This is a genomic window from Haloplanus rubicundus (assembly GCF_003342675.1).
In the GTDB taxonomy this organism is placed as follows: domain Archaea; phylum Halobacteriota; class Halobacteria; order Halobacteriales; family Haloferacaceae; genus Haloplanus; species Haloplanus rubicundus.
The window spans coordinates 1694886-1718096 of the sequence record NZ_CP031148.1; the positions used below are offsets into that span (position 1 = coordinate 1694886).

Sequence of the window (23211 nt, forward strand, 5' to 3'; positions counted from 1 at the left end):
AATGATTGGGAATCCCTACGATGAGACATGTCCGACGACGACATCGAACTGGAGGCACGCCTCGAAGAGCAAGAGGTGTTCGAGCCCTCGGACGCGTTCGTCGAGCAGGCGAACGTCTCGGACCCTGGCATCTACGAGGAGTTCGAGGAGAACTGGCCCGACTGCTGGGAGGCGGCGGCCGACCTCCTCGACTGGGACGAGGGGTACGACCAGGTGCTCGACGACTCGAACCCGCCATTTTATAAATGGTTCACCGACGGCAAGCTGAACGCGTCGGCCAACTGTCTGGATCGCCACCTCGACGAGCGTGGTGACGAGGTGGCCATCGAGTGGGTCGGCGAACCCGTCGACGAGGACGACCGCTCGTTCACCTACGCGGAGCTCCACCGCGAGGTCAACGAGTGCGCCGCGGCGCTCCGCGACATGGGCGTCGGCGAGGACGACGTGGTGACGATGTACATGCCGATGATCCCGGAACTCCCCATCGCCATGCTGGCGTGTGCGCGTATCGGCGCGCCCCACAGCGTGGTGTTCGCGGGCTTCTCGGCGGACGCGCTGGCGACGCGCATGAACGCCGCCGACTCGGAGTATCTCGTCACCTGTGACGGCTACTACCGCCGTGGCGACCCGCTCGACCACCTCGCGAAGGCGAACGAGGGCCTGTCGGGCGTCGATCACGACGTCGAAGGCGTGGTCGTCGCCGAACGTCTCCGCGACGGCGACGGCTTCGGGCACGACATGGCGGACAACCAGCACGCCTACGCCGACCTCGTCACCGACCACGAGGGCGCGGAAGTGGAGCCGGTCCAGCGCGACGCCGAGGACATGCTGTTCCTCATGTACACCTCGGGCACGACGGGCCAGCCCAAGGGCGTCAAACACACCACCGGCGGCTACCTCGCGTGGGCGTCGTGGACCAGTCAGGCCGTCCTCGACGTCAAGCCCGAGGACACCTACTTCTGCTCGGCCGACATCGGCTGGATCACGGGTCACTCCTACATCGTCTACGGACCGCTCGCGCTCGGCACGACGACGATGATGTACGAGGGGACGCCGGACTACCCTGACCGCGACCGCCTCTGGCAGATCGTCGAGGAGTACGAGGCGAACCAGCTCTACACCGCCCCCACGGCGATCCGTGCGTTCATGAAGTGGGGATCGGAGTACCCCGAGCGGTGTGACCTCTCCAGCCTGCGACTGCTGGGCACCGTCGGCGAGCCGATCAACCCGCGGGCGTGGAAGTGGTACTACAAGCACATCGGGAACGAGGAGTGCCCCATCGTCGACACGTGGTGGCAGACCGAGACGGGTGGCATGATGGTCACGACGCTGCCGGGCGTCAAGGACATGAAGCCCGGCTCCGCCGGGCCGCCGCTGCCGGGCGTCGACGCTCGGATCGTCGACACCAACGGCGACGAGGTGGAGGCCGGCCGCGCCGGCTATCTCACCGTCGGGAAGCCGTGGCCGGGCATGCTTCGGACCCTCTACAAGAACGACGAGCGCTACATCCAGGAGTACTGGGCGGAGTACTCGGACACCGACAGCGACGATCCGGAGGACTGGGTGTACTTCCCGGAGGACGGCGCGAAGATCGACGACGACGGCTACATCACCGTCCTCGGCCGCGTCGACGACGTGATCAACGTCTCCGGGCATCGGCTGGGGACGATGGAAATCGAGTCCGCCATCGTCGGCGTCGAGGGCGTCGCCGAGGCGGCCGTCGTCGGCGGCGACCACGAGGTGAAAGGCGAGGCGGTCTACGCCTACGTCATCACCGAGGAAGGGTACGAGGAGGACGACGACCTCCGCCAGCGCATCGTCCAGGGCGTCGAGGACGCCATCGGGCCCATCGCCCGGCCGGAGCGCGTCGTCTTCTCGCCCGACCTACCCAAGACGCGCTCGGGCAAGATCATGCGCCGCCTGCTCGAAGACATCGCCAACGAGGCCGAACTGGGTGACACCTCGACGCTCCGCAACCCCGACATCGTCGAGGACATCCAGGGCAAGATCAGCGGCGACTAAGTCGACTCGCCACCCGTTTTTTGCCGGTCGCGCCACACCGTCAGCAGTTCGTACAGGAAGACGACGGCGACGAGCGCGAGCGACCCCCAGACGAGGACGGCGAAGCCGAGCGCCGAGAGGGTCACCGGCGGTCACCTCCGCGACCGTCGGCCAGTACGCCGTCGTCCAGCCGACGCACGTCGCGGTCCAGCTGGTCGAGGTCGTACCGCCGGTTCCCGAGCCGAGCGGTCACGACGGCCAGCCCCGTCGAGACGGCGGCCGCGCCGACGAAGGAGACGAAGTAGGAGGCAGCGGGCAGCGCCGAGAGCGGGAGGACGGCCCGCGCCGGCGGGAAGAAGGCGAGACCGACGACGAGACCGGCCGCGCTGGCCGCGGCGACGCCCCCGGACCACGCCCGCGGCGAGTAGAGGCCGTACAGGAGGGGGACGAAGGTCGCGGCGGCCAGCAGGTCCGCGAGCAGAAACAGGGTGAGGACGGAGTAGCCCTGCGCGCCGACGACGGTGGCGGCGGCGGCGACGACGACGGTCACCGCGCGCGCGGCGGCCGTGAGCCCCGCATCGGAGAGGTCGACCACCCGCGGCAGGTCGACGGTGACGACGCTCGCGATGGCGTTGAAGAGCGTGTCGGCGCTGGAGACGACGAGGAGGACGGCGAGGACGGCGACGGCAATCACGGCCGGATCGGGCAGGACCTCGGTCACGACGAGGAAAAAGGAGACAGAGGCGTCGCCGGGCGCCTCGACGAGGCCGAGGCCGACGGCGACGGGGCCGAAGATACCGGCGAGAAAGACCATGGGCACCACCGCCACGGCGGCGACGAGGAAGGAACGCCGGAGCGTCCCCTCGTCGCTCGCGGCGTACACCCGCTGCCACCACGCCTGATTCAGCATCTCGGCGCCGACGATGGCGACGACGACGTACGCGCCGAACTCGAGGCCGCTCGGCGCGCCAAGCGTCAGCAGTTCGGGCGCGGCGTCGACGACGGTGGCGTGGACGGCGTCCGTCCCGCCGAGCGCGAGCAGGGTGACGACGACGCTCACGATCAGGAGCGGAAGAATGAGCGCCGTCTGGACGGTGTCGGTCACCATGCTCGCGCGCAGGCCGCCGTAGCCCGTGTAGGCGAGGACGGTGGCGCCGACGACGGCCGCCGTCTGCCAGCCGGGGACGCCAGCGATCAGGGAGAGCGCGCTCGCGATGCCCGTGAACTCGGCGGCGAGGAAGACGAACATGTAGGCGACGCTCACGAGGAGGACGTAGCCGTACATGACCGGGCCGTAGCGGGCGTAGGCGTACTCGGTGAGGCTGTGGCCCTCGGGGAGGAGGCGTCGGATGCGCGGCCCGACGACGGCGAAGGCGGCGAGGGCGAGCGCCGACCCGGCGGCGTAGCCCGCGACGGCCGTGATGCCGCCGAAGGCCGCCCCCGCTTCCGCGGGGCTGAACAGGATCCACGCCCCCATGCTGGAGGCGACGACCGTCGCGGTCAGCGTCCCCCCGCCCGTCGAGTTGCGGGCGGTGATGTAGTCTTCGACCGTCTCGATCCGTCCCCGCGCGTACCACGCGCCGAACGCCGCGAAGACGACGAGGACGGCGACGAGGAGGCCGAGCAACGTCGTCGTCGTCACCACGACACCGCACCTCCGGTTCGTTCGTGCATGGCTGTCGGCACGCGGTCGACGGTGTAATAGTTTGTGTTATAACTGGGTAATCGCCGGGGTGCCACGGGAGGGTATCGACTCGCGACGCGGAGAAGGGGGGGGGGGGGGTAACGCCGACTACAGGTAGCTCGCGTCCCAGCGGGTGGGCTTGCGGCGGTTCTCGCAGTCCTTGCAGACGACGCGGCCCATGGTGTCCATCGAGATGCCGAAGCCGTCGCAGTTGCCACAGAGGTAGCCGTAGCGTTCCGAGCGGTCGCGGTCGAGGTAGACGGCGTAGAACGGGCCGCTGGAGCCGCGGACGCTCTCGTCGAGGGCGACGAACACCTGTCGGCCGTCGGGGAGGGTCGCGGCCTCGGTGAGTACCTGCCGGCCGCCGGTCTCGGGGAACTTGGAGTAGAGCTTCTCGACGAACGGCTCGCCGCCGATTTCGACGGTGCGGTCGCCGATGCCTTCGAACTCCTCGCGCTCGTAGAAGCCGGCTCCGGCCTCGTTGGCTTCGAGGACGCGCCCCTCGATGCGGCCGACGCCGTGGTCCATGAGGCGGGCTTCGAGCGCGGCCAGGAGTTCGTCCCCGATGCCGCTCCCGCGGCTCCCGGGTTCGACGTGGAGCCAGTCGATTTCGCCGACCACCTCGCGCCGGTCGACGACGTAGCTCTGTGCGAACCCGACGATGTCTCCGTCGTCGTCGGCGACGAGGAACTCCGTGCTCCGGTCGTCCAAGTCGTCGGCGAGCGTCTCCTCGTCGTACCACCGCTCGACGGCCTGCGCGATGATGTCGTCCTCAAGTACGTGTCCGTACGACGCGGCGAGGGAGTCGTGGGCCACGGTCCGAATCCCGTCGATGTCCGCTGCGGTTGCCTCGCGGATGTCCATGGTGGGGAGTGTGCGGTGCCGCTCCTTAAATGGTCCCGGTGGGGATTGGCACAACTACAAGAGGCTGTCACGTGTGCCCCCGTGCATGGCCGGACTCTGCTTCGACATGTACGGGACGCTCTGTGACACGAGTAGCGTGCGGACGCGCCTCGGCGAGGTGCTCGGGGTGCCCGACCGGCTCGTCGCCGCCGTCGACGAGACGTGGCGACGCAAACAGCTCCAGTACTCCTACCAGAGCGCACAGATGGACGACTACGAACCGTTCTGGGCCATCACGTCCCACGCGCTCGACTACGCGCTCGCGGCGTACGACCTCGCCCCGGACGCCGAGGCGCGTGACCGCATCCGCGACGCGTACAACCATCTGGAGCCGTTCCCGGGCGCTGTCGAGGCGCTCACCCGACTCTCCGAGGCCGGCCACGACGTGGTCGTCCTCTCGAACGGCAACCCCGCCATGCTCGAACGCCTCGCGGACAACGCGGGGCTCGCGCCCCACCTCGACGACGTGCTGAGCGCGGACGCGGTGCGGACGTTCAAACCCGACCCGGCGGTGTACGAACACGCCGCGGAGACCCTCGACCGCCCCATCGGCGACTGCCGGTTGATCTCCTCGAACGCGTGGGACGTCGCCGGCGCCGGCAACGCGGGCATGGCGACGACGTGGGTGAACCGCGCGCGTGACCCGCCCGAAGCCATCGGTGCCCGTCCGGACCGGGAAGTGACGACCCTGCCGGCCGTCGCCGACGACCTGTGCTGACCGCTTCCAGCCGGATTTTACACGAAAGTTACCGCAAAAACAGAAACTATTATTAATATTCTACCCACCCCTTTGTGCATGGATAGCACTGATGGCTATTTGGATCGGCGTGACGTGATCAAGGCCGCCGGCGCTGCTGGCACCGCGGGGCTGGTCGGACTGGCCGGCTGCTCGGGTGGCGGTGGTGGCGGCGGTGGCGGCGGTGGCGGCGACTCCGACTACCCCGAACTCGGCAACTACCCCATCGAGGGCGATACGGCGACGCTCGGGTTCAACGTCCCGCAGTCCGGGCCGTACGCCTCCGAAGGGGAAGACGAACTCCGCGCGTACGAACTCGCGGTCGATCACCTGAACAACGGCGGCGGCTGGGTCGACTCCCAGTTCGACGACCTCTCCGGCGACGGCGTCCTCGGCTACCAGATCGACTCGGTGAGCGGCGACACGGCGACCGACGCCGACACCGCGCGCCAGTCCGCGTCGCGGATGATCCAGCGTGACGACGCGATCATGGTGACCGGCGGGTCCTCTTCCGCCGTCGCCATCGCGGTGCAGGAGCTGTGCCAGCGCGAGCGGGTCATGTTCATGGCCTGTCTGACCCACTCCAACGAGACGACCGGCGCGAACTGCGTGCGCTACGGCTTCCGGGAGATGTTCAACGCGTACATGACCGGGCAGGCGCTCGCGCCAGTCCTCCGTGAGGAGTACGGGAGCGACCTGCAGTTCTATCAGCTCTACGCCGACTACAGCTGGGGGCAGACCGTTCAGGAGTCGATGAACCAGTTCCTGACCGAGACGGCCGGCTGGGAGCAGGTCGACTCCGTCGCGACGCCGCTCGGCACCAGCGACTACTCGTCCTATCTCTCGGAGGCGGCGAACTCCGGGGCCGACGTCCTCCTGCTCGACCACTACGGACTGGACGGGGCAACGTCGGTGAGCCAGGCGGTCGACGCCGGTCTCGACGAGGACATGGAGCTCGTCGTCCCGCTGTACAACCGCCCGATGGCCGAGGCAGCCGGCGCCGCCATCGAGGGCGTGTTCGGCACCGTCGCCTGGGACTCACAGATCGACAACACGCCGTCCCAGGAGTTCCTGCAGGTGTTCCAGGACGAGTACGACCGCATCCCATCCGGGCCGGCACAGCTCGCGTACTCCCAGACGCTCATGTACGCGGCGGCCGTCGAACGCGCCGGGACGTTCTACCCGCCCGAGGTCATCCGGCAACTGGAGGACTACGAGTACGACAACATCGGCATGGGTGCCGAGACGATGCGTGGCTGTGACCACCAGGCCCAGCGCGACGTGCCCGTCGTCCGTGGCCTCCCCGAGTCCGAACAGGCCGAAGGCCAGTACTTCGAGATCATCAACGTCACGAGTCGCGACGAACTCGGATACGCCTGCGACGCCGGTCCTGCCGCCGAATGTGAGCTCGGCGAGTACGGCGACGAGTAGCGACGACCGCCCGGCGCGAGTCGGCCTCGCGCCGTAGCACAAAATTATAGTCAATAATGCTCAACTACACGTGTATGACACTACCAACCGGCGCTCCTCGTCGACCCCTTCGAGGTGCCCGTGAGGTGAGACGATGAGCTTTCACATCGAGGCGATTACCGTCCTGCTCAACGGCCTCCAGCAGGGCGCCATCTACATCCTGCTGGCGGTGGGCCTGTCGATCATCCTCGGCACACTGAAGTTCGTCAACTTCGCCCACGGGGCGCTGTATCTCATCGGCACCTACGCGGGGTTGCTGTTGGCCCTCGAAATCAACCTGACGAGCGGCCTGCTTCAAGAGTGGGGGTTCTCCGAGCTCGGCCTCGGCCTGGGCTACATCCCGGCGCTGCTCATCGTTCCCTTCGTCGTCTTCGTCGTCGGGTTGGCGATGGAGCGTTTCGTCGTCGAACCGTTCAAGGACCGTCCGGACACCGACCAGATTCTCGTCACCTTCGGGCTGGCGATCATCGTTCAGGAACTGTTCCGAGCCTTCTTCGGATCGAGCAGCCTGCCGTTCAGCCAGCCCGCGTGGGCACAGGGGCCGCCCCAGGTGCCCTTCCTCGCGGCCATCCCCATCTCCTCGTGGCGGTACTACGTCATCGGCATCACAGCCGTTCTGGTGCTCATCGTCTACCTCCTCGTGGAGTTCACGGACTTCGGGCTGATCGTCCGTGCCGGCACCCGTGATCCCGAGATGGTCGAACTGCTCGGCATCCGGCTGAGTCGGCCGTACATCGTCGTCTTCGGCATCGGCGCGGCGCTCGCCGGCGTCGCGGGCGTCGTCGGTGGCCCGCTCAACCCCGTCAACCCCACCATCGGCAACGAGATTCTCGTGCCCGCGTTCCTGACCGTCGTCATCGGCGGCGTCGGCTCCATCGCCGGCGCCGTCCTCGGGGGCGTCCTGTTCGGACTCACACAGGCCATCCTCGTGGCGACGTACTCCGCGTGGGCGCAGGTGGGACTCTACGCCATCGCCGCGCTCGTCCTGCTCGTGCGGCCACAGGGCCTGCTCGGTGAGGCGGAGGTGGCCCCATGAGCGACGAACCCGCACCGGCGAGCGAACCGGAAACGGAAGCGGGTGCCCTCACCGACGCCATCGGCGTCTGGGCGCCCCGCGGCAACGAGGTTCGCGTCGTCGCCGGCACCGCCGTCGTCCTCGCGCTCTTTCCGTTCGTCTTCTCGCGGATGCCCGTCGTGAGCGACCTGCTGCAGGGGTATCAGAGCCTCGCGACGCTCATCCTGATCTGGGGCATCTTCGCGCTCGGCTTCGACCTCCTGCTCGGCTACACCGGACTGCTGTCGTTCGGTCACGCCGCCTTCTGGGGCGGCGCGGCCTACGCGGCCGGCGTGTTTAGCCAGCAGGTCTCCGGCTCCCCCGTCCTGATGGTGGCCGCGGGGACGGCCTTCGCCGTCCTCCTCGCGTGGGTACTCGGCTTCCTCTCGCTTCGTCGGGGCGGTATCTACTTCGCCATCCTCACGCTCGCGTTCGCCCAGATGATGTTCTACATGTCCTCGTCGCCGCTCGCGTTCATCACCGGCGGCGAGAACGGGTTCACGGGCGTCGAGACGGGAGAACTGCTCGGCACTTTCGCGCTCGAAGCCGAACTTCCGTCCGTGGTCGGACTGCTCCTCGGCACGTGGCTGTACCTCTTCGTAGGGATCATCACGCTGCTCTGTGTGGCTCTCGCCTACCGCATCCTCCACTCGCCGTACGGCATGGTGTTCCGAGCCATCCGGGAGAACGAACAGCGCGCCGAATTCGTCGGCCTGAACGTCTGGCGCTACCGGCTGATGTCCTTTATCCTCTCCGGGCTCTTCGCCGGTATCGCCGGGAGCCTCTTTACCATCCACGGGTCGTACGTCCCGCTGTCGTCGCTCTACTGGACCGAAAGCGGCGAGATCGTCATCATGACGGTCCTCGGCGGCACGGGATCGCTGTTCGGCCCCATGGTCGGCGCCGGCGTCTACCTCTACGTCGAGAACATCGTCAGCGGCGGCCACCCGGTCGACTTCATCGCCCCGTTCTGGCATCTCATCCTCGGCCTGGTGTTCGTCGTCGTCATCTGGATCTTCCCCCGCGGCATCTGGGGGTTCGTCCGCGACGTTCGCGACTTCGTCACCGGAGGTGAGGACTGATGGCGCTGCTGGAAACGGAGAACCTCGTCAAGGAGTTCGGCGGTCTCGTCGCCACCGACGACGTGAACCTCGAGGTTGAAGAAGACGAACGCGTCTCGATCATCGGCCCGAACGGCGCGGGCAAGTCGACGCTCATCAACCTCATCACGCGCCGCCTCGACCCCACGTCGGGCGATATCCGGTTCAAAGGCGAGTCCATCGTGAACCGTGATCCACACGAGGTGGTTCAGATGGGCGTCAGCAAGTCCTTCCAGACCGCCTCCATCTTCTCGAACCTCACCGTGCGGGAGAACGCCGAAATCGCTGCTCTCGCCGCCGAACACGGCTCGTTCGGGTTCAAGTTCCTCGAACACCGGGACAGCCTCACCGACGTCCACGAGGTGGCACGGGACACCCTCGACGCCGTCGGCCTCCTCGATCAGGCAGACCGCACGGCCTCCGAACTCCCCTACGGCGACAAGCGGCGCCTCGAAATCGGCATCGCGCTCGCGGCCGAACCCGACCTCCTCCTGATGGACGAGCCGACAGCGGGGATGTCGCCCGAGGAGACCGAGGCGACGGTCGACCTCGTCGAGGAAGTCAAACGCGAAATGGGGCTCACCTTCGTCCTCATCGAACACGACATGGAGATCGTCTTCAGCGTCTCCGATCGCATCGTCGTCCTCAACCGCGGTCGGGTCATCGCCGAGGGAACGCCCGACGAAATCAGGGGCGATCCCGAAGTGCAGGAGGCGTACCTCGGGGGGGTGGACCTGTGACGCTTCTCGACGTCGACGCCGTCGACGCCTACTACGGCGAGAGCCACATCCTGCGTGACCTCTCGCTCACCGTCGAGGAGGGCGAAATCTGTGCGCTCCTCGGCCGCAACGGCGCGGGCAAGACGACGACCTTGCGCTCCATCGCCGGCGCGAAACCGCCGGAGGTCCGCGACGGGTCGATCACGTTCAACGGCGACGACATCACGTCGCTGCCCGCCGACGACGTGGCGATGCAGGGCATCTCGCTGGTGCCAGAGGAACGCCGCGTCTTTCCGAACCTCACCGTCGAGGAGAACCTCCGGATCGCGGAGGTGTCGCGCAACCGCTCGAACACGTGGCGCCGGCCGCTCACCGCGACCGGCACGTCGATGTCGACCGAGCAGGTGTACGACGACTTCCCCCGCCTCCGCGAGCGCAAGACCCAGAAGGCCGGCACGCTCTCCGGTGGCGAACAGCAGATGCTCGCCATCGCCCGCGCGCTCAAACAGAGCACCGACCTCCTCCTGCTGGACGAACCCTACGAGGGACTCGCCCCCAAAATCGTCGAGGACGTGGAGGCGGCCGTCGAGCGCATCAGCGATCAGGGCGTGACGATCCTGCTCGTCGAGCAGAACGCCGCGGCGGCGATCAAAATCGCCGACCGGGCGTACGTCGTCGACCAGGGAGGAATCGTCTTCGACGGCACGGCCGACGAACTCCGCGAGGACGAACGGACCCGCGAGCGCTATCTGGGTGTCTGAGATGTCTGGCCCCTCGAACGCGGCGCTCGAAGACGCGCTCGACGCCCTGATCGACGCCGGTCTCGTCGCCGAACGCGACGACGGGGGCCTCGTGACGACCGACGCCTTCGAGTCGACGCGCCGCGTCTATCGCGACTCCTACGCCGGCGTCGACGACGCCGTCTTCCGGTCCACCGTCGCCGACGCCTTCGGCGTGAGCGAGTCGACCGCAGCCGAGCGAATCGACGCCGGATCGATCACCCGTGCGGACCTGATCGCCTACCTCTCGCTTCGGGCTGCATTCGACAACGAGGGATCGAAGATCCCTCGGGCAGACGGCGAAGCCGTCGACAGCGAGGCGTCGGAGACGCCTCGGGAAGGCGGTGACGGTGCGGGTGAGGCGACGTTGCCAGACGACGAGCGACTGGCGACGATGGCGACGCTCGTCGCCGAAATTTCGCCCGGGTCGCCGGTGCCCGACGCGGTGCCGGAACTCGACGACGAGTCGTGGCCGGCCTTTCTCGCCGATCATCCCGACGCCGTCGTGACGGTGTGGCGCCACGACTGCGCGCCCTGCGAGGCGTTAAAAGACGACCTCGACGCCGTGCTGTCGGCGCTTCCGGACGCCGTGGCGGTGGCGGGCGTCGACGGCGAGTCGGTGGCCGACTTCCGCCGGACGTTCGACGTCGACGCGGCGCCCGCGGTCTGTTCGTTCCGCGACGGCGCTCTCGAAGACGTGACGACGGGGCGCCAGTCGCCCGACACCTACGCCGACCGGTTCGTGGCCGTGTACGAGTAGCTACTCGCGCGCCTCGCCGGCGACCATCACCGGCCGCTCCGCGTTCAAGATAACCGACTGCGTGACGCTTCCGAACAGCGCCTTGCCCGTCGGCGAGCGCTTCCGGCCGGCCACGACGATGAGGTCCGCATCCTCTTCCTGTGCGACTTCGAGAAGCTGATCGGCGGGGTCGCCGCTCGATTCGGTCACCTCGATCTCGATGCCCCGCTCCTCCAGGAAGTCGGTCACGTCACGGACGGACGCGAGCTGGGACGCGGAGGCACCGCTCGGGTTGTCGGTGAAGCTGTGGATCACCGTCACCCGTTTCTCCGACGCGTCGCCGGGCAGGTCGGCCACCGCCCGTGCACATGCCATCGCTCGCTCCTCGTTGTCGTCGACGCCGATCACGACGTGGTACATACAGAAGGGTCCGCCAGCCAGGGCTAAGTGTCTTTATCCACGCCGTCCAGCCCGCGGGAGACGTAGACGACGAGTGCGAGCGGAATCCCGAGTCCGACGGCGACGGTCACCACGCCGAACGTCGCGTAGCCGAGCGCCGTCGCCGGGAGGTCGATCAGGAAGAACAGCTCCGGTCCCTCGCCGGCGAAGATGAACCCGCCGAGGACCAGACCGAGGACGCCCGCGATACCAACGATGACGAAATAGAGGAGTATCATCAGCCGCTGGCCGTCACGCCGTGTTGCGGTCACATACGACGGTAGGGCTGCGCACCGATTAGCGCTTTCCCTTCGGACCGATGGGCCTTTGACCGCGCCGCTCGTCAGAGCGGGTATGACCAACAAGGATATCCTCGGGATCATCCTCGGGAGCGTCGCGCTCCTGATGTTCGTTACCGGAATTCTGCTCGCGACGTAAAAAAACGGGCCGACGTTACTCGTCGGTCGGCTCGCCGCCGTCCGCGACGAGACCGTCCTCTTCGTCACCGCCGTCGGCGAGGGCGGTTTCCTGCTTGTCCGCGAACCACTGCCACTCGTTGGTGTACATGCCGTCCTCGCGGAGGTTCCACGGGTCGCCGTCCTGCACCTTCGGGCCTTCCAGCCACGAGACGACGAAGTTGTACGTCCAGATGAGGCCGCCGACGAACATCAGCACGGCGCCGAGCGTCGCCAGCTGGTGGAACGTGGCGAACTGGGGCAGGTACGTGGCGTAACGCCGGGGCATACCGCCGTAGCCGAGGACGAGCATGGCGAGGAACGTGATGTTCGAGCCGATCATCCACAGCCAGAAGTGCGCCTTGCCGAGGCGGCGCTGGTACATCCGTCCGGCGAACATCGGGAACCAGTAGTAGAGCCCGGCGAAGCCGGCGAAGGCGATGGCGCCCATGACGACGTAGTGGAAGTGCCCGACGACGTAGTAGGTGTCGTGGAGCACCAGGTCGACGGGGATGGAGGCGTTGAAGACGCCGGTGACGCCGCCGATGATGAAGTTGGAGACGAAGCCGATACAGAACAGCATCGGCGTCGTCAGGCGGAGCTTTCCGTTCCACATCGTCGTGATCCAGTTGAACGTCTTCACGGCCGAGGGAATCGCGATGGCGAGCGACACCGCCATGAACGAGGCGCGCAGGCGCGGGTCCATGCCGGTGGCGAACATGTGGTGGGCCCAGACGCCGAACGAGAGCACGCCGATGGCGAGCGTGGAGTAGACGACGAACTTGAACCCGAACAGCCGCCGTCCGGAGAACCGCGGGATGACGTAGCTGACGATGCCCATCGGGGGCAGGACGAGGATGTACACTTCGGGGTGGCCGAAGAACCAGAACAGGTGTTGCCAGAGCATCGTCCCGCCGGCTTCGATGGCGAAGAAGGTGGTGCCGAGGTTGCGGTCCAGCAGGAGCATGATCAGCGCGCTTCCCAGGAGGGGGAAGGCAAAGAGGATCAGTCCCGACTGGGTGAGGATGGTCCACGAGAAGATGTCGAGGTTGGCCCACGTCACTTCCTCCGCGCGTTCGGTGAGGATGGTCGCGATGAAGTTGATCGACCCCATCGTCGCCGAGACGCCGGTGAGGTGGAGACCGAGGATCATCAGGTCGACGCCGGCGTTGGCCTGATTGCCGCCGCCGACGCCCGCCGAGAGCGGCGTGTAGAGCGTCCACGCCGTCTGCGCGGGGATGATGTCACCGAGCGGGAAAAAGCCTGCCCAGATGAGCAGGGCGCCCGGCGGCAGGAGCCAGAAGGCGATGGCGTTGATCCGGGGGAACGCCATGTCGTCCGCGCCGATGAGCAGGGGGACGAGGTAGTTCGCGAACGCCGCGATGATGGGCGTCCCGAACAGGAACAGCATGGTGATGCCGTGACTCGTCAGCAACGAGTTGTAGAACGTGTTCGACAGGAGCGTCATCCCCGGATCGAGCAGTTCGATCCGCATGAGCATGATCATCAGGCCGCCGACGACGAAGGCGATGACGCCGTAGAGGCCGTACAGCATGCCGATGTCCTTGTGGTCGACCGTCGTCAGCCAGCGACTGATGCCGGCCGGCTTCTCCTGTGAGACGTATCCCGACTCGCCGGCCGCCCCGCCACTCCCCAGTGGCGTATACGACCGCCAGTCTTCGATCCGCGCAAGCCACGCGGCGATGATCACGAGGAAGAGCCCCATGAGCACCGTCAACGCTAACTGTCCGGTGATCTGCATGGACGTTGCTCAGGAAGCCAGGGTTAAGAAATATTCGGGTGCGCGTCGGGCGGTCACGGCGGATGCGCGCGGCTCCGCGCGCCGCTGTCACTGCCCGCCGCGAGCGCTCACTCCTCCTCGTGTTCCTCGATCGGTTCGGCGTCGTCGACCGTCGCGCCTCCCGGCAGGTACATCGTCGACGTCTTCTCCGCCGTTGCGATGGCTTTCCCCGACAGATACGTCAGGATAGCCAGCAGGACGAAGGGCGCGACCAGCAGCACGTACTGCAGGATGCGCGACACCGAGTCGAGACCGAACGGGTCGTACACGGCGTAGCCGACGATGAAAAAGAGGATGATGAACAGCGGAATGAAGTTCACCGTCAGATCGAGGAGTGTGTCCCGGTCGAACACTTTCGTCGCCATGGGTGATCAAAAACACAGCCCGAACAAATAGGTTTCCATCGGCCCCCCAGACCGTCGCCGCTCGGACGGACGGGATCGCCGGTTCCGCGAGTGCGACGACGGCTAGCCGGTGACGACGACCTGCCTCAGACGGGTTCGCGTTTCGGCACGAACAGTTCGCCCCCGATCCCCGCCGCCGCGAGGAGGGCGCCGGCAGTGATGATGGCGTAGCCCCGCGTCACCAGGTTCACGTCGGTGAACACGAGCCCGCCGCCGATGGCGAAGAGGAGGACGGCGAAGACGGCGAGCGGTCGCCACGCCGTCTTCGCGTAGCCGGCTTCGCGGATCATGCCGGTCAGGCTCCCACAGAACAGGAGGAGACCGCCGACCGCGACCACGAACACGTCGAACAGGATGCCGAGTTCCGCGATGGGGATGCCGAACGCGACGAATATCGGCCAGGGGCTCGCCATCCGATACTGGTCGCTCAGTCCCGGTTGTTCGTCCATACCCGCCGTAGCGGCCGGATCGTAGAAAACGCTTCGACCCGTTCGTGACACGTCGCCCCACCCCGAGTCAGGCGACGTTGACGCCGTGACGGGCGAGAAACCGGCTGACTGCCTTGATCTCGACCGGGCTGCCGACGATCCGACATGTCGCCTCCTCGATGGAGAAGACGCTGACGGCGAAGTCGGATTCGAGGTCGTCCCGCAGCCCGACCAGCGACTCGCACGGCACGACGATCTGCGTGCTGTCTCGCAACCGCTCGGGGCTCGGCATCGGTATCGTACAGTCCCAGTACCCCGGTATAACCGTGTCGAAATTCTATCACTATCCCGGCTACGTCCGAGCCGTCGGTCGCCGGCGACTCTGAAGGAACAGGTTTTTCGACGCCGCCGGCCGAGAGTCGGGTGATGGGTCTTGAGGAGGAGATCGAGGACCTCCGCGAGGAGATATCCAACACGCCGTACAACAAGTCGACCGAACAGCACATCGGCCGGCTGAAGGCGAAGCTCGCGGAAAAAAAGGAGAAGCTCGAACGCCAATCCTCCTCGGGCGGCGGGCACGGCTACGCCGTCGAGAAGACGGGCGACGCCACCGTCGGTCTCGTCGGCTTCCCCAGCGTCGGCAAGTCGACGCTACTCAACGCCCTCACGAACGCGGAGAGCGAAGTCGGTGAGTACGAGTTCACCACCCTCGACGTGAACCCGGGCATGCTCAAGTACAACGGCGCGAACATCCAGATGCTCGACGTACCGGGACTGATCGAGGGCGCCGCCGGCGGCCGCGGCGGCGGGCAGGAGGTGCTGTCGGTCGTCCGGACGACCGACCTCGTCGTCTTCCTCCTCTCGGTGTTCGAGATTCAGCACTACGACCGCCTCTGCGAGGAACTCTACGCCAACAAGGTTCGCCTAGACACCTCGCCGCCGAGCCTCTCCATCTCGAAGACCGGCAAGGGCGGCCTGCGCGTGACGACCACCGACGACGTGGCGCTGGACGAGGGGACGATCAAGAGCGTCCTGCGCGAACACGGCTACGTCAACGCCGACGTGACGATCCGCGGCGACTGCACCATCGACGAACTCATCGACGGCATCCAGGACAACCGGGTCTACCTTCCCTCCATCGTCGCCGTCAACAAGGCCGACCTGATCGACAAGGACTACCTCCCGACGGTGGAGGAGAACCTCCGCGAACACGGTCTCGACCCCGAGGAGGTGGTGTTCATCAGCGCCGAGGAGGAACGCGGCCTCGACGCCCTCAAGGAGAAGATCTGGGAGGCGCTCGGGATGATTCGCGTCTACATGGACAAGCCGGGCCGCGGCGTCGACTACGAGGAACCCCTCGTCCTGCGCGAGGGGGAAAACACCGTCGACGACGCGCTCCGGAAACTCGGCGGCTCGCTCGACGAGCGCTTCCGCTTCGCCCGCGTCACCGGCCCGAGCGCGAAACACGACGAACAGCAGGTGGGTCGCGACCACGAACTCCAGGACGAGGACGTGATGCGCGTCGTCGCCAGACGATAGTGCCCGAGCGCTCGCCGATCCGTCCCGCCGTCGTCTTCGCGCTCCTCGCCGTCCCGTGGTCCGTCCAGACCTTCGTGGGCGCTCGGCCGCCGGGGTTCGTCTTCGCGTGGGGACTGCTCAACTTCGATCCGTTCTCGGTCACCTTCCTCTGGGACTTCCTCTTTCGGTACACGATGGGGCTCCCCGACTACATCCTCGCCTGGCCGCTCTCGGTCGCCTGTTACCTCCTCGCGTTCGCGAGCGCGCTCGGCGGCTACCTGTTCGGCCGCGAGGACCCGCGGGTGACCGCCGGCCTCCTCGCGGCCGCCGGCGTCGCACAACTGACGCTGGCACGGGGATTCTCGTTCCAGCCCGGCCGGGCCGGGTGGCCGCTCGGCACGGCCGCGTGCTGGCTCGTCGCGTGGTGGGTGTACCGCGAGTGTGACGCGTAGGCCGTGACGCGTTGCCAAGTAATCTTAGAAAGCTAACATTAATTATCTATAGTGTCAAATATCTATACGGAGGGGATACTCGATGGGAGACGACATCGACGACCTGATCGAACGGCTGGGAGAACTCGATCCGGACGAGCGTCGGGAGCTCTCGCGCCGAATGCAGGCCGACTGGGCCCGACGCGTCGGCGACGCACAGCGGGCGTACGTCGAGCGGCTCGAAGAGGAGAACCTGGTCGGCGGTGGCGGCAAGGTGTTCCAGCCGATTCCCGGTGAGGAGGAGAAGTGGACCGAGTACTGCCGAGAGCATCCGAACGATCCGATCTGTCTGGCAGGCTCACCGCCCGCGGTCGGTGACCGGCTCGGCGACTTCCTCGACATTCGGGAGGAGTACCTCTCGCATCTGGAAGAGGAGGGCCTCCTCGACGTCGAGACGGCGTCGCCGGGCGGGGGGTTCCGACCGGTCGCGCGCACCTGGGGCGATCCGAGCCCACAGCCGAGCCGCGGTGCCGAATCGCCCGTGGGTCTCACGCCGCCGCCGGACCCGTGGCCGTGGCCGCCGCAGTGGCCACCGTGGCCGTGGCCGTGGCCCTGGCCGGGGCCGGGACCACGTCCGGGTCCGTGGGGGTACGCCGACAACGGTGATCCGGTCCCGCTGCCGACGGTCCGTGACAGTCCGTCCGACACGCTCCAGCGCACGCCACTCGGCGGACGCCGGCCGACGAACGCGGTCGATCCGCGACGGCTCACCCCCGGGAGCGGGGCCGCGATGTCCCGGGAAGGGCTCACCTTCCCGCCCGACGAGTGGCCGCCGTGGCCGTGGCCGTGGCCCTGGCCGGGCCCGCGTCCCGACCCGTTCCCGTTCGGAGGCGATCCGATCCCGTTCCCCGCGAGTCGGTGGTAGTCGACGGGGCGGTTCGGCGGCGCGAAACCACCGGTTGCGGTACGTTTTTCGGCGTCGCCGCCCTCCCGTCGCGCATGGACGGAACGCTCGATCACGTCATGATGCGGGTCGCCGACCTCGACGACTCGCTTTCGTGGTACCGGTCGCATCTCGACTACGAGGAGAAGGATCGCTGGGAGGCCGACACGTTCACCATCGTCTACCTCGGCCCCGAGGACATGCACGAGGCGGGCGCGATGCTCGAACTCACCCACAACCACGACGGCGCCCCCGAGGAGATGGGCGACGCGTGGGGCCACATCGCCGTCCGCGTCGAGGACGTCTACGACGCCTACGAGGAACTGATGGCCGAGGGCGTCGAGGACTACCGCGACCCCGACTCCTGTGGTGGACGGTACGCGTTCGTGAAAGACCCCGACGGCCACGAGGTGGAAATCGTCCAGCGCGACCACGGTGCCCGCTGGAGCCTCGATCACACCATGATCCGCGTCGAGGACGCCGACGAGGCGCTCGGCTTCTGGACCCGGAAGTTCGAACACGTTCCCACCCGTCGCTGGGAGTCGGACACCTTCGCGAACTACTTCACCGAACCGCGGAACGCCCCCGTGGAGGCGATGTCCGTCGAACTGACCTACAACTACGACGGCCGGTCGTACACCATGGGCGACGCGTGGGGCCACCTCTGCGTCCGCGTCGACGACCTGCACGAGGACTGGGAGCGTCTGATGGAACGCGAGGCCGACGACTACCGCGACCCCGCCTCCTGTGACGACATGTACGCGTTCACGAAGGATGGGGACGGCCACGAAATCGAACTCATCGAGCGCGACAGTCTGGAACCGCCGCTGTTCCCCGAATAATCACTCCGCGACGCGCACTACCTGTTTGCCGACGTTCTCCCCCGAGAAGAGCCCGAGGAACGCGTCGGGGGCGTGCTCCAGTCCCTCCACGACCGTCTCGCGATGGCTGATATCGCCGGCCCGAACCCACCCTCCGAGGCGCTCGCGTGCCGCGTCGGCCCGCGTCGCGTAGTCGGTGACGAGGAACCCCCGGACCGTCGCCCGCGACGCGATGAGCTGGGGGAGCTTTCGCGGTCCCGTCGGCACCGCCTCGGCGTTGTAGTGAGCGATCTGTCCGCAGACGGCGACGCGGGCGTCGACGTTCAGTTTCGTAAACACTGCGTCGGTGATCGGCCCGCCGACGTTGTCGAAGTAGACGTCGACACCGTCGGGCGCGGCGTCGTCGAGCGCCGCGCGGTAGTCGTCGGTCGTCGCGTAGTTGATCGCCGCGTCGAAGCCCAGGTCGTCGGTGAGCCACGCCGTCTTCTCGTCCGTGCCGGCGACGCCGACGACCCGACAGCCGTTCAGCCCCGCTAGCTGTCCGACCGTCGAGCCGACGGCGCCCGCCGCGCCCGAGACGACGACGGTGTCGCCGGGTCGCGGCTCGGCCACGTCGAGCAAGCCGAAGTACGCCGTCCGCCCCGGCATGCCGAGGACGCCGAGGTAGGCCGGGAGGTCGGCCACCTCGGGGTCGACGGGCGTGGCGTCGTCGGCGTCCAGCACGCTGTATTCGGCCCAGGTGCCGCGCCCGGCCACGAGGTCACCGGCCGCGTATCGGTCGCTCCCGCTCTCGACGACTTCGCCGACCACGCCGCCCCGGAGTACGTCCCCGACCGCCCAAGGCTCGGCGTAGGAGTCGGCGTCCCGCATCCGCCCCCGCATGTAGGGGTCGACGGAGAGATAGCGGACGCGCACGAGGAGTTCGCCGTGTCGCGGCGTCGGCCGCTCGTACTCCCGTAGTTCGAAACTGTCGAGGGTCGGTTCCCCGTCGGGTCGCTCGGCGAAGTGCCAGGCTCGCATACGCGCCGTTCGGGGCGGGCGCGTAGATGCCTTGTCCTTCGGTCGCGCGTCGTGGACCGGACGTTGAAATAGGTCGGCCGGGTAGACGAGGTATGACGAAATACTCGACCGGCTCGGACCGGGGTGGCGGCGACGGCGACGCCTGCGAACTCTGTGGCCGCGAGACGGCCAACCTTCAGCGCGCCACCGTCGCGGGCGCGAAGCTACTCGTCTGTTCGGACTGCGCGCCACACGGCGATTCCGGAGGGCGCGGCGGGACGGGATCCGGGTCCTCGTCCGGTGCCAGTTCCGGATCGCGCGGCGACGACGAACCCAGCCGGAAGAAGCGCGCCGCCCAGAACACGGCGCGCATCTACGACGCCTCGCGGGGGAACACGAAACGCTGGGAGCAGGAGGGGACCGACTACGAGGAGGACCGCCTCCCCTACCTCGTCTCGGGCTACGGCGACCACGTCGAGGCCGCACGGCAGGAGGCGGGTCTCACCGTCGAGGAACTCGCGGCCGAACTGGACGCCGACGAGGACGACGTGCTCGCGCTCGAACAGGGCCGGGCCACCCGCGCCGGCGTCGGCGGGTCGCTCGTCCGCGCCGTCGAGGAGCGACTCGGGATCGATCTCGTCGACGAGTAGGGAGTTTTTACCCGTCCCGCCCACGACTGGCGGGCATGCAGACACGAGCCCCCGCCGAACCCGAGGTTCGGGAGTTCGAGGCGACGGTCGAGGACGTGGAGCGTGGCTCCACGAACGCCGCCATCGTCCTCGACGAGACGTACTTCTACGCCGAGAGCGGCGGCCAGCCGGCGGACCGCGGCACCCTCGCCGGCGTGCCCGTCACCGACGTACAGGCCGCGGACGACGCCGTCGTCCACCACCTCGACGACGACCCGGGCGTCGCCGCCGGCGACACCGTCGTCGGCGTGATCGACGACGACTTCCGCACCTACTGTATGCGCGCCCACACCGCGAGTCACTTGCTCTACGGCGCCGGCCGACGCCTGCTTGACGACCTGGGGTACGGCGGATTCGACATCGACGCCGAGAAGGTCCGCGTCGACTTCGCCACCTCGACCGACATCGACGACGACGTGCTGGTCGAACTCGAACGCCTGACCAACCGGGCGGTGTGGGACTCCCGGTCCGTCTCGTGGGGCGAGGTACCCGTCGACGAGGCGCGCGCCCGCGACGACGTAGCGTTCAACACGAAGACCGAGGAGGGCGTGATGGACGACGCCGACACCGTCCGCCTCGTCGACATCGAGGGCTGGGACGTGGCGGCCTGTGGGGGCACGCACGTCTCGAACACCCGGGAGGTCGGGCCGGTCGAGGTGGTCGACCGCTCGAACCCCGGCGAGGGGCTGACGCGCGTCGAGTTCGCGGTCGGACCGCCGGCGATCGATCGCCGGGCGTCGGTCCGACGCGCCGCCCTCGGTGCCGCCCGTGCCCTCGGGACGAGCGTCGACTCTCTCGACGACGCGGTGGCCGACCTGCGAGCGGAGCGCGACGAACTCGAACGCGAGGTGCGCGAATACAAAGCCGACGTCCTCGGCGCGCGCCTCGCCGCCCTCCCCACGACGGAGCGTGACGGCGCAGTCTGGCGGGTCGGCACCGTCGCGGACTTCGGCCCGAACGAGGTGGGCGAGGCGGCACAGGAACGCGTCGGCGACGGCGACGCGGACGTGATCGCGGCGGTCGGCGAGGGGTCGGCGCCGTACGTCGTCGTCGCGACGACCGGCGACGTCGACGCCGGTGACCTCGTGGCCGACCTGACCGACGAGTTCGGGGGTGGCGGCGGTGGCGGCCCGACGTTCGCACAGGGTGGCGGCCTCGACGCCGCCCCCGAGACGGTCGTCGCAGCCCTACGCGACTAGCGACGCGCGAACCGGGCGGCGACGAGGAGAATCGCCAGCAGTGCGAGGATCGGGGTGAAGCCCGGGCTACTGTCGCTCGTCGTCGTCGCCGTCGGCGTCGGTTCGTCCGTCGGCGACGCCGTCGCAGTCGCGTCGGCGGTGTCCGTCCCGCCGTCGGCGTTGATGGCCTCGATTCCGACCTCGTTCGACCGCACGCCGTTTTTCGTCACGTAGAGTGTATGCTCGCCGGGGTCGTCGATCCGCACCCGCGCCTCGCCCTCGCCGTCGGTGGTGCCGACCCGCTCGCCGTCGAGATAGACCGTCGCGACGCTCGCCGGCTCGCCGTACGCGTTCGTCGCGGTGAGGACGACCCGCTCGCCCGCCACGACGCGTTCGTTGGCGGATTCGAGCGTGACCGACGGGGTTCGCGAGATGCCGACCGAGACGTTGGTCGCCTCCTCCCCGACCGTCAGGTCGCGTTCGGCGGTCCGGTAGCCGTCGCGGGTCACGCGCAGGGTCGTCTCGGTGTTGACCGGGGCGGTCACGCTGACGTTCCCGCTGCGGCCCGTCCGCTCGGTCGCCACGTCCGTGAGGGTCACCGTCGCGCCCGAAACGGCCTGTGGCGGGTCGAAGTGGGGGTCGATCACCCGTACGCCGACGGTCACCGATCCGCGACGGAGCGCGACGCGGTTCGTGATGTCGCCGTCGATTTCGAGCGGTTTCTCCCGCGTGTAGTAGCCGGGTTTACTGACGACGACCGTGTATCGACCCGCCTCGACGGTGTCCGACTCGAAGACCCCGTTCGGGCCGGTTCGCCCCGTCTCGATGTCCAGCCCGCCGCGCTGAATCCGCACCCGCGCGTCGGCGACCGAGCCGTCGTCGTCGCTCACTTCGAGGCGGACCGTGCTCTTGCGGTACACCTGCACGTCGACCTCGCGTTCGGCCGCCGAGTCGATGACGTAGGGGTTGTTCCGGACGTACCGCGGGTGGGTCACCCTGATCGTCACCTCGGCGCCCGCGGGCACGTCCACGAACGCCTTGCCGTTGCCGGCCGTCGTCGCCGTCGTCGACCCGCCGTCCCACTCCACGTCGAGGTCGGCGTTCGAGATGGTGTTGCCCGCGCGGTCACGCACGGCGACGGTGACGGTCACCGTCTCGCCGCCCCCCTGCGCGACGGTGACGCCGGCGCTGGCGCCGGCGACGAGGGACAACACGAGAAGTGCACCTAGTACTTCGGGAACCCGTAACATGGACGCACGTACGGCGGCAACCTGTAAAATACCTTGTCGCGCGGTGACACGGTCGTCGTCGTCCGAGTTCGGCCCCGTCGTCCACCCGCGATCCACCGGACCGAAGGCGCCTTCATCCACGCGACCCTACGGACCGGTGTGAGTTCGAGTACCGACTACGAGGCGGTGGTGTACGACCTCGACGGGACGCTCGTCCGACTCGCGGTCAACTGGAAGGCCGCCGCCAGCGACGCGACGACGGCGTTCGCCGAGGCGGGCGTCGACGCCGCCGACGCCGACCTCTGGTCGCTGTTCGAGACGGCGCCGGAGTACGGCCTGGCCGAGGACCTAGAGTCGATCCTCGCGGGCCACGAACGTCGCGGCGCCGAGCGTGCGATCCGGCTCCCGCACGCCGACCGCATTCCGGAGTGGGGGGTTCCGGTCGGCGTCTGCTCGCTCAACGCCGAGGCGGCGTGTCGGCTGGCACTCGACCGACACGACCTGCTGGATCACGTCGACGTCGTCGTCGGCCGGGACTCGGTGGCGACGTACAAACCCGACCCCGAACCCCTGTTGACGACCATCGACCGCCTCGGCGCCGAGCCGTCTTCGGCGCTGTTCGTCGGCGACTCCGAACGCGACGCCGTGACCGCGGAGCGGGCGGGCGTCGCGTTCGAGTGGGTGGACTGATC

26 protein-coding genes are annotated in these 23211 nt (G+C 68.0%); 15 read left to right on the plus strand and 11 right to left on the minus strand.

Annotation, left to right across the window (positions count from 1 at the left end; genetic code table 11):
- The first annotated feature begins 27 nt into the window (after positions 1 to 27).
- A complete protein-coding gene (gene acs / locus DU484_RS09595; protein WP_114585843.1) occupies positions 28 to 2022 on the plus strand; it encodes an acetate--CoA ligase in 1995 nt (664 codons plus the stop codon).
- Here the strand turns inward: acs and DU484_RS20400 are convergent.
- The 3 genes from DU484_RS20400 to DU484_RS09605 all read right to left on the minus strand — a co-directional run bounded on the left by DU484_RS20400 (position 2019) and on the right by DU484_RS09605 (position 4549).
- Positions 2019 to 2147, minus strand: coding sequence for a hypothetical protein (locus tag DU484_RS20400; protein WP_262342906.1), 129 nt, complete (start codon positions 2145 to 2147; stop codon positions 2019 to 2021). The genes acs and DU484_RS20400 overlap by 4 nt on opposite strands.
- Complete coding sequence (locus DU484_RS09600) at positions 2144 to 3646, minus strand: sodium:solute symporter family transporter (RefSeq protein ID WP_114585844.1); 1503 nt, start codon at positions 3644 to 3646, stop codon at positions 2144 to 2146. Before DU484_RS09600 ends, DU484_RS20400 begins: the two co-directional genes overlap by 4 nt.
- Before the next feature lie 147 nt (positions 3647 to 3793).
- Entirely contained in the window at positions 3794 to 4549 is a 756-nt protein-coding gene (locus DU484_RS09605) for a GNAT family N-acetyltransferase (protein ID WP_114605793.1), read from the minus strand.
- 85 nt (positions 4550 to 4634) lie between these two features.
- Here DU484_RS09605 and DU484_RS09610 point away from each other — a divergent pair, with 85 nt between their 5' ends.
- The 7 genes from DU484_RS09610 (at position 4635) to DU484_RS09640 (ending at position 11206) form a co-directional block, all read left to right on the plus strand.
- The gene (locus DU484_RS09610; RefSeq protein ID WP_157969548.1) at positions 4635 to 5306 is read left to right on the plus strand and encodes a haloacid dehalogenase type II; all 672 of its coding nucleotides are present in this window, start codon (positions 4635 to 4637) and stop codon (positions 5304 to 5306) included.
- A gap of 150 nt (positions 5307 to 5456) precedes the next feature.
- On the plus strand, positions 5457 to 6755 hold the full coding sequence (locus tag DU484_RS09615) for a substrate-binding protein (RefSeq protein WP_245957320.1): 1299 nt from the start codon (positions 5457 to 5459) through the stop codon (positions 6753 to 6755).
- 133 nt (positions 6756 to 6888) lie between these two features.
- Positions 6889 to 7830 (plus strand): branched-chain amino acid ABC transporter permease, encoded by a 942-nt coding sequence (locus tag DU484_RS09620; RefSeq protein WP_114605794.1) that lies wholly within the window; start codon positions 6889 to 6891, stop codon positions 7828 to 7830.
- On the plus strand, positions 7827 to 8930 hold the full coding sequence (locus DU484_RS09625) for a branched-chain amino acid ABC transporter permease (protein ID WP_114605795.1): 1104 nt from the start codon (positions 7827 to 7829) through the stop codon (positions 8928 to 8930). The genes DU484_RS09620 and DU484_RS09625 overlap by 4 nt, the downstream gene beginning before the upstream one ends.
- Positions 8930 to 9688: an ABC transporter ATP-binding protein gene (locus tag DU484_RS09630; protein WP_114585849.1), complete on the plus strand. Its 759-nt coding sequence runs from the start codon at positions 8930 to 8932 to the stop codon at positions 9686 to 9688. Before DU484_RS09625 ends, DU484_RS09630 begins: the two co-directional genes overlap by 1 nt.
- On the plus strand, positions 9685 to 10428 hold the full coding sequence (locus DU484_RS09635; protein ID WP_114585850.1) for an ABC transporter ATP-binding protein: 744 nt from the start codon (positions 9685 to 9687) through the stop codon (positions 10426 to 10428). The genes DU484_RS09630 and DU484_RS09635 overlap by 4 nt, the downstream gene beginning before the upstream one ends.
- Position 10429: 1 nt before the next feature.
- Positions 10430 to 11206: a thioredoxin family protein gene (locus tag DU484_RS09640; RefSeq protein ID WP_114605796.1), complete on the plus strand. Its 777-nt coding sequence runs from the start codon at positions 10430 to 10432 to the stop codon at positions 11204 to 11206.
- On the opposite strand, the gene DU484_RS09645 is transcribed toward DU484_RS09640, so the two are convergent.
- The 6 genes from DU484_RS09645 to DU484_RS09670 all read right to left on the minus strand — a co-directional run bounded on the left by DU484_RS09645 (position 11207) and on the right by DU484_RS09670 (position 15003).
- On the minus strand, positions 11207 to 11605 hold the full coding sequence (locus DU484_RS09645) for a universal stress protein (protein WP_114585852.1): 399 nt from the start codon (positions 11603 to 11605) through the stop codon (positions 11207 to 11209). It abuts the gene before it with no gap.
- 23 nt (positions 11606 to 11628) lie between these two features.
- On the minus strand, positions 11629 to 11895 hold the full coding sequence (locus DU484_RS09650) for a DUF7520 family protein (protein ID WP_222844822.1): 267 nt from the start codon (positions 11893 to 11895) through the stop codon (positions 11629 to 11631).
- Between the two features lie 181 nt (positions 11896 to 12076).
- On the minus strand, positions 12077 to 13804 hold the full coding sequence (locus tag DU484_RS09655; RefSeq protein ID WP_114587222.1) for a cbb3-type cytochrome c oxidase subunit I: 1728 nt from the start codon (positions 13802 to 13804) through the stop codon (positions 12077 to 12079).
- Positions 13805 to 13947: 143 nt separating this feature from the next.
- Positions 13948 to 14244, minus strand: coding sequence for a DUF6684 family protein (locus DU484_RS09660; protein ID WP_114585854.1), 297 nt, complete (start codon positions 14242 to 14244; stop codon positions 13948 to 13950).
- Between the two features lie 125 nt (positions 14245 to 14369).
- Complete coding sequence (locus DU484_RS09665; RefSeq protein ID WP_114605797.1) at positions 14370 to 14732, minus strand: DUF7541 family protein; 363 nt, start codon at positions 14730 to 14732, stop codon at positions 14370 to 14372.
- A 67-nt stretch (positions 14733 to 14799) separates the two neighbouring features.
- Positions 14800 to 15003 carry a VNG_1110C family protein gene (locus DU484_RS09670; protein ID WP_114605798.1) on the minus strand — a complete coding sequence of 68 codons (204 nt, stop codon included), beginning with the start codon at positions 15001 to 15003 and terminating at the stop codon, positions 14800 to 14802.
- Positions 15004 to 15137: 134 nt separating this feature from the next.
- Here DU484_RS09670 and DU484_RS09675 point away from each other — a divergent pair, with 134 nt between their 5' ends.
- From DU484_RS09675 to DU484_RS09690, 4 genes are all read left to right on the plus strand, one after another.
- Positions 15138 to 16250, plus strand: a complete 1113-nt coding sequence (locus DU484_RS09675) for an OBG GTPase family GTP-binding protein (protein ID WP_114585857.1) — start codon at positions 15138 to 15140, stop codon at positions 16248 to 16250.
- A complete protein-coding gene (locus DU484_RS09680) occupies positions 16250 to 16681 on the plus strand; it encodes a TIGR04206 family protein (RefSeq protein ID WP_114585858.1) in 432 nt (143 codons plus the stop codon). The genes DU484_RS09675 and DU484_RS09680 overlap by 1 nt, the downstream gene beginning before the upstream one ends.
- Before the next feature lie 82 nt (positions 16682 to 16763).
- On the plus strand, positions 16764 to 17585 hold the full coding sequence (locus tag DU484_RS09685) for a hypothetical protein (protein WP_114605799.1): 822 nt from the start codon (positions 16764 to 16766) through the stop codon (positions 17583 to 17585).
- Between the two features lie 74 nt (positions 17586 to 17659).
- Positions 17660 to 18445, plus strand: a complete 786-nt coding sequence (locus DU484_RS09690) for a VOC family protein (RefSeq protein ID WP_114585860.1) — start codon at positions 17660 to 17662, stop codon at positions 18443 to 18445.
- Here the strand turns inward: DU484_RS09690 and DU484_RS09695 are convergent, their stop codons facing one another.
- The gene (locus DU484_RS09695) at positions 18446 to 19444 is read right to left on the minus strand and encodes an NADP-dependent oxidoreductase (RefSeq protein WP_114605800.1); all 999 of its coding nucleotides are present in this window, start codon (positions 19442 to 19444) and stop codon (positions 18446 to 18448) included.
- 92 nt (positions 19445 to 19536) lie between these two features.
- On the opposite strand from DU484_RS09695, the gene DU484_RS09700 reads away from it, so the two are divergent.
- Both DU484_RS09700 and DU484_RS09705 read left to right on the plus strand, forming a co-directional pair.
- Complete coding sequence (locus DU484_RS09700; RefSeq protein WP_114585862.1) at positions 19537 to 20073, plus strand: helix-turn-helix domain-containing protein; 537 nt, start codon at positions 19537 to 19539, stop codon at positions 20071 to 20073.
- A 35-nt stretch (positions 20074 to 20108) separates the two neighbouring features.
- Positions 20109 to 21311 (plus strand): alanyl-tRNA editing protein, encoded by a 1203-nt coding sequence (locus DU484_RS09705; protein ID WP_114585863.1) that lies wholly within the window; start codon positions 20109 to 20111, stop codon positions 21309 to 21311.
- On the opposite strand, the gene DU484_RS09710 is transcribed toward DU484_RS09705, so the two are convergent.
- Positions 21308 to 22540 (minus strand): carboxypeptidase-like regulatory domain-containing protein, encoded by a 1233-nt coding sequence (locus DU484_RS09710; protein WP_114606762.1) that lies wholly within the window; start codon positions 22538 to 22540, stop codon positions 21308 to 21310. The two genes, DU484_RS09705 and DU484_RS09710, sit on opposite strands and share 4 nt — an antisense overlap.
- Before the next feature lie 138 nt (positions 22541 to 22678).
- Here DU484_RS09710 and DU484_RS09715 point away from each other — a divergent pair, with 138 nt between their 5' ends.
- The gene (locus DU484_RS09715) at positions 22679 to 23209 is read left to right on the plus strand and encodes an HAD family hydrolase (protein WP_262342764.1); all 531 of its coding nucleotides are present in this window, start codon (positions 22679 to 22681) and stop codon (positions 23207 to 23209) included.
- The last annotated feature ends 2 nt before the right edge of the window (positions 23210 to 23211 follow it).

Coding starts and splice junctions, on each gene's coding strand:
- DU484_RS09665 (WP_114605797.1), bottom strand. CDS start 14,732: ATGGACGAACAACCGGGACTGAGCGACCAGTATCGGATGGCGAGCCCC.
- DU484_RS09710 (WP_114606762.1), bottom strand. CDS start 22,540: ATGTTACGGGTTCCCGAAGTACTAGGTGCACTTCTCGTGTTGTCCCTC.
- DU484_RS09630 (WP_114585849.1), top strand. CDS start 8,930: ATGGCGCTGCTGGAAACGGAGAACCTCGTCAAGGAGTTCGGCGGTCTC.
- acs (WP_114585843.1), top strand. CDS start 28: ATGTCCGACGACGACATCGAACTGGAGGCACGCCTCGAAGAGCAAGAG.
- DU484_RS09670 (WP_114605798.1), bottom strand. CDS start 15,003: ATGCCGAGCCCCGAGCGGTTGCGAGACAGCACGCAGATCGTCGTGCCG.
- DU484_RS09640 (WP_114605796.1), top strand. CDS start 10,430: ATGTCTGGCCCCTCGAACGCGGCGCTCGAAGACGCGCTCGACGCCCTG.
- DU484_RS09700 (WP_114585862.1), top strand. CDS start 19,537: ATGACGAAATACTCGACCGGCTCGGACCGGGGTGGCGGCGACGGCGAC.
- DU484_RS09705 (WP_114585863.1), top strand. CDS start 20,109: ATGCAGACACGAGCCCCCGCCGAACCCGAGGTTCGGGAGTTCGAGGCG.
- DU484_RS09645 (WP_114585852.1), bottom strand. CDS start 11,605: ATGTACCACGTCGTGATCGGCGTCGACGACAACGAGGAGCGAGCGATG.
- DU484_RS09690 (WP_114585860.1), top strand. CDS start 17,660: ATGGACGGAACGCTCGATCACGTCATGATGCGGGTCGCCGACCTCGAC.
- DU484_RS09655 (WP_114587222.1), bottom strand. CDS start 13,804: ATGGGGCTCTTCCTCGTGATCATCGCCGCGTGGCTTGCGCGGATCGAA.
- DU484_RS09620 (WP_114605794.1), top strand. CDS start 6,889: ATGAGCTTTCACATCGAGGCGATTACCGTCCTGCTCAACGGCCTCCAG.
- DU484_RS09675 (WP_114585857.1), top strand. CDS start 15,138: ATGGGTCTTGAGGAGGAGATCGAGGACCTCCGCGAGGAGATATCCAAC.
- DU484_RS09605 (WP_114605793.1), bottom strand. CDS start 4,549: ATGGACATCCGCGAGGCAACCGCAGCGGACATCGACGGGATTCGGACC.
- DU484_RS09685 (WP_114605799.1), top strand. CDS start 16,764: ATGGGAGACGACATCGACGACCTGATCGAACGGCTGGGAGAACTCGAT.
- DU484_RS09660 (WP_114585854.1), bottom strand. CDS start 14,244: ATGGCGACGAAAGTGTTCGACCGGGACACACTCCTCGATCTGACGGTG.
- DU484_RS09625 (WP_114605795.1), top strand. CDS start 7,827: ATGAGCGACGAACCCGCACCGGCGAGCGAACCGGAAACGGAAGCGGGT.
- DU484_RS09610 (WP_157969548.1), top strand. CDS start 4,635: ATGGCCGGACTCTGCTTCGACATGTACGGGACGCTCTGTGACACGAGT.
- DU484_RS09695 (WP_114605800.1), bottom strand. CDS start 19,444: ATGCGAGCCTGGCACTTCGCCGAGCGACCCGACGGGGAACCGACCCTC.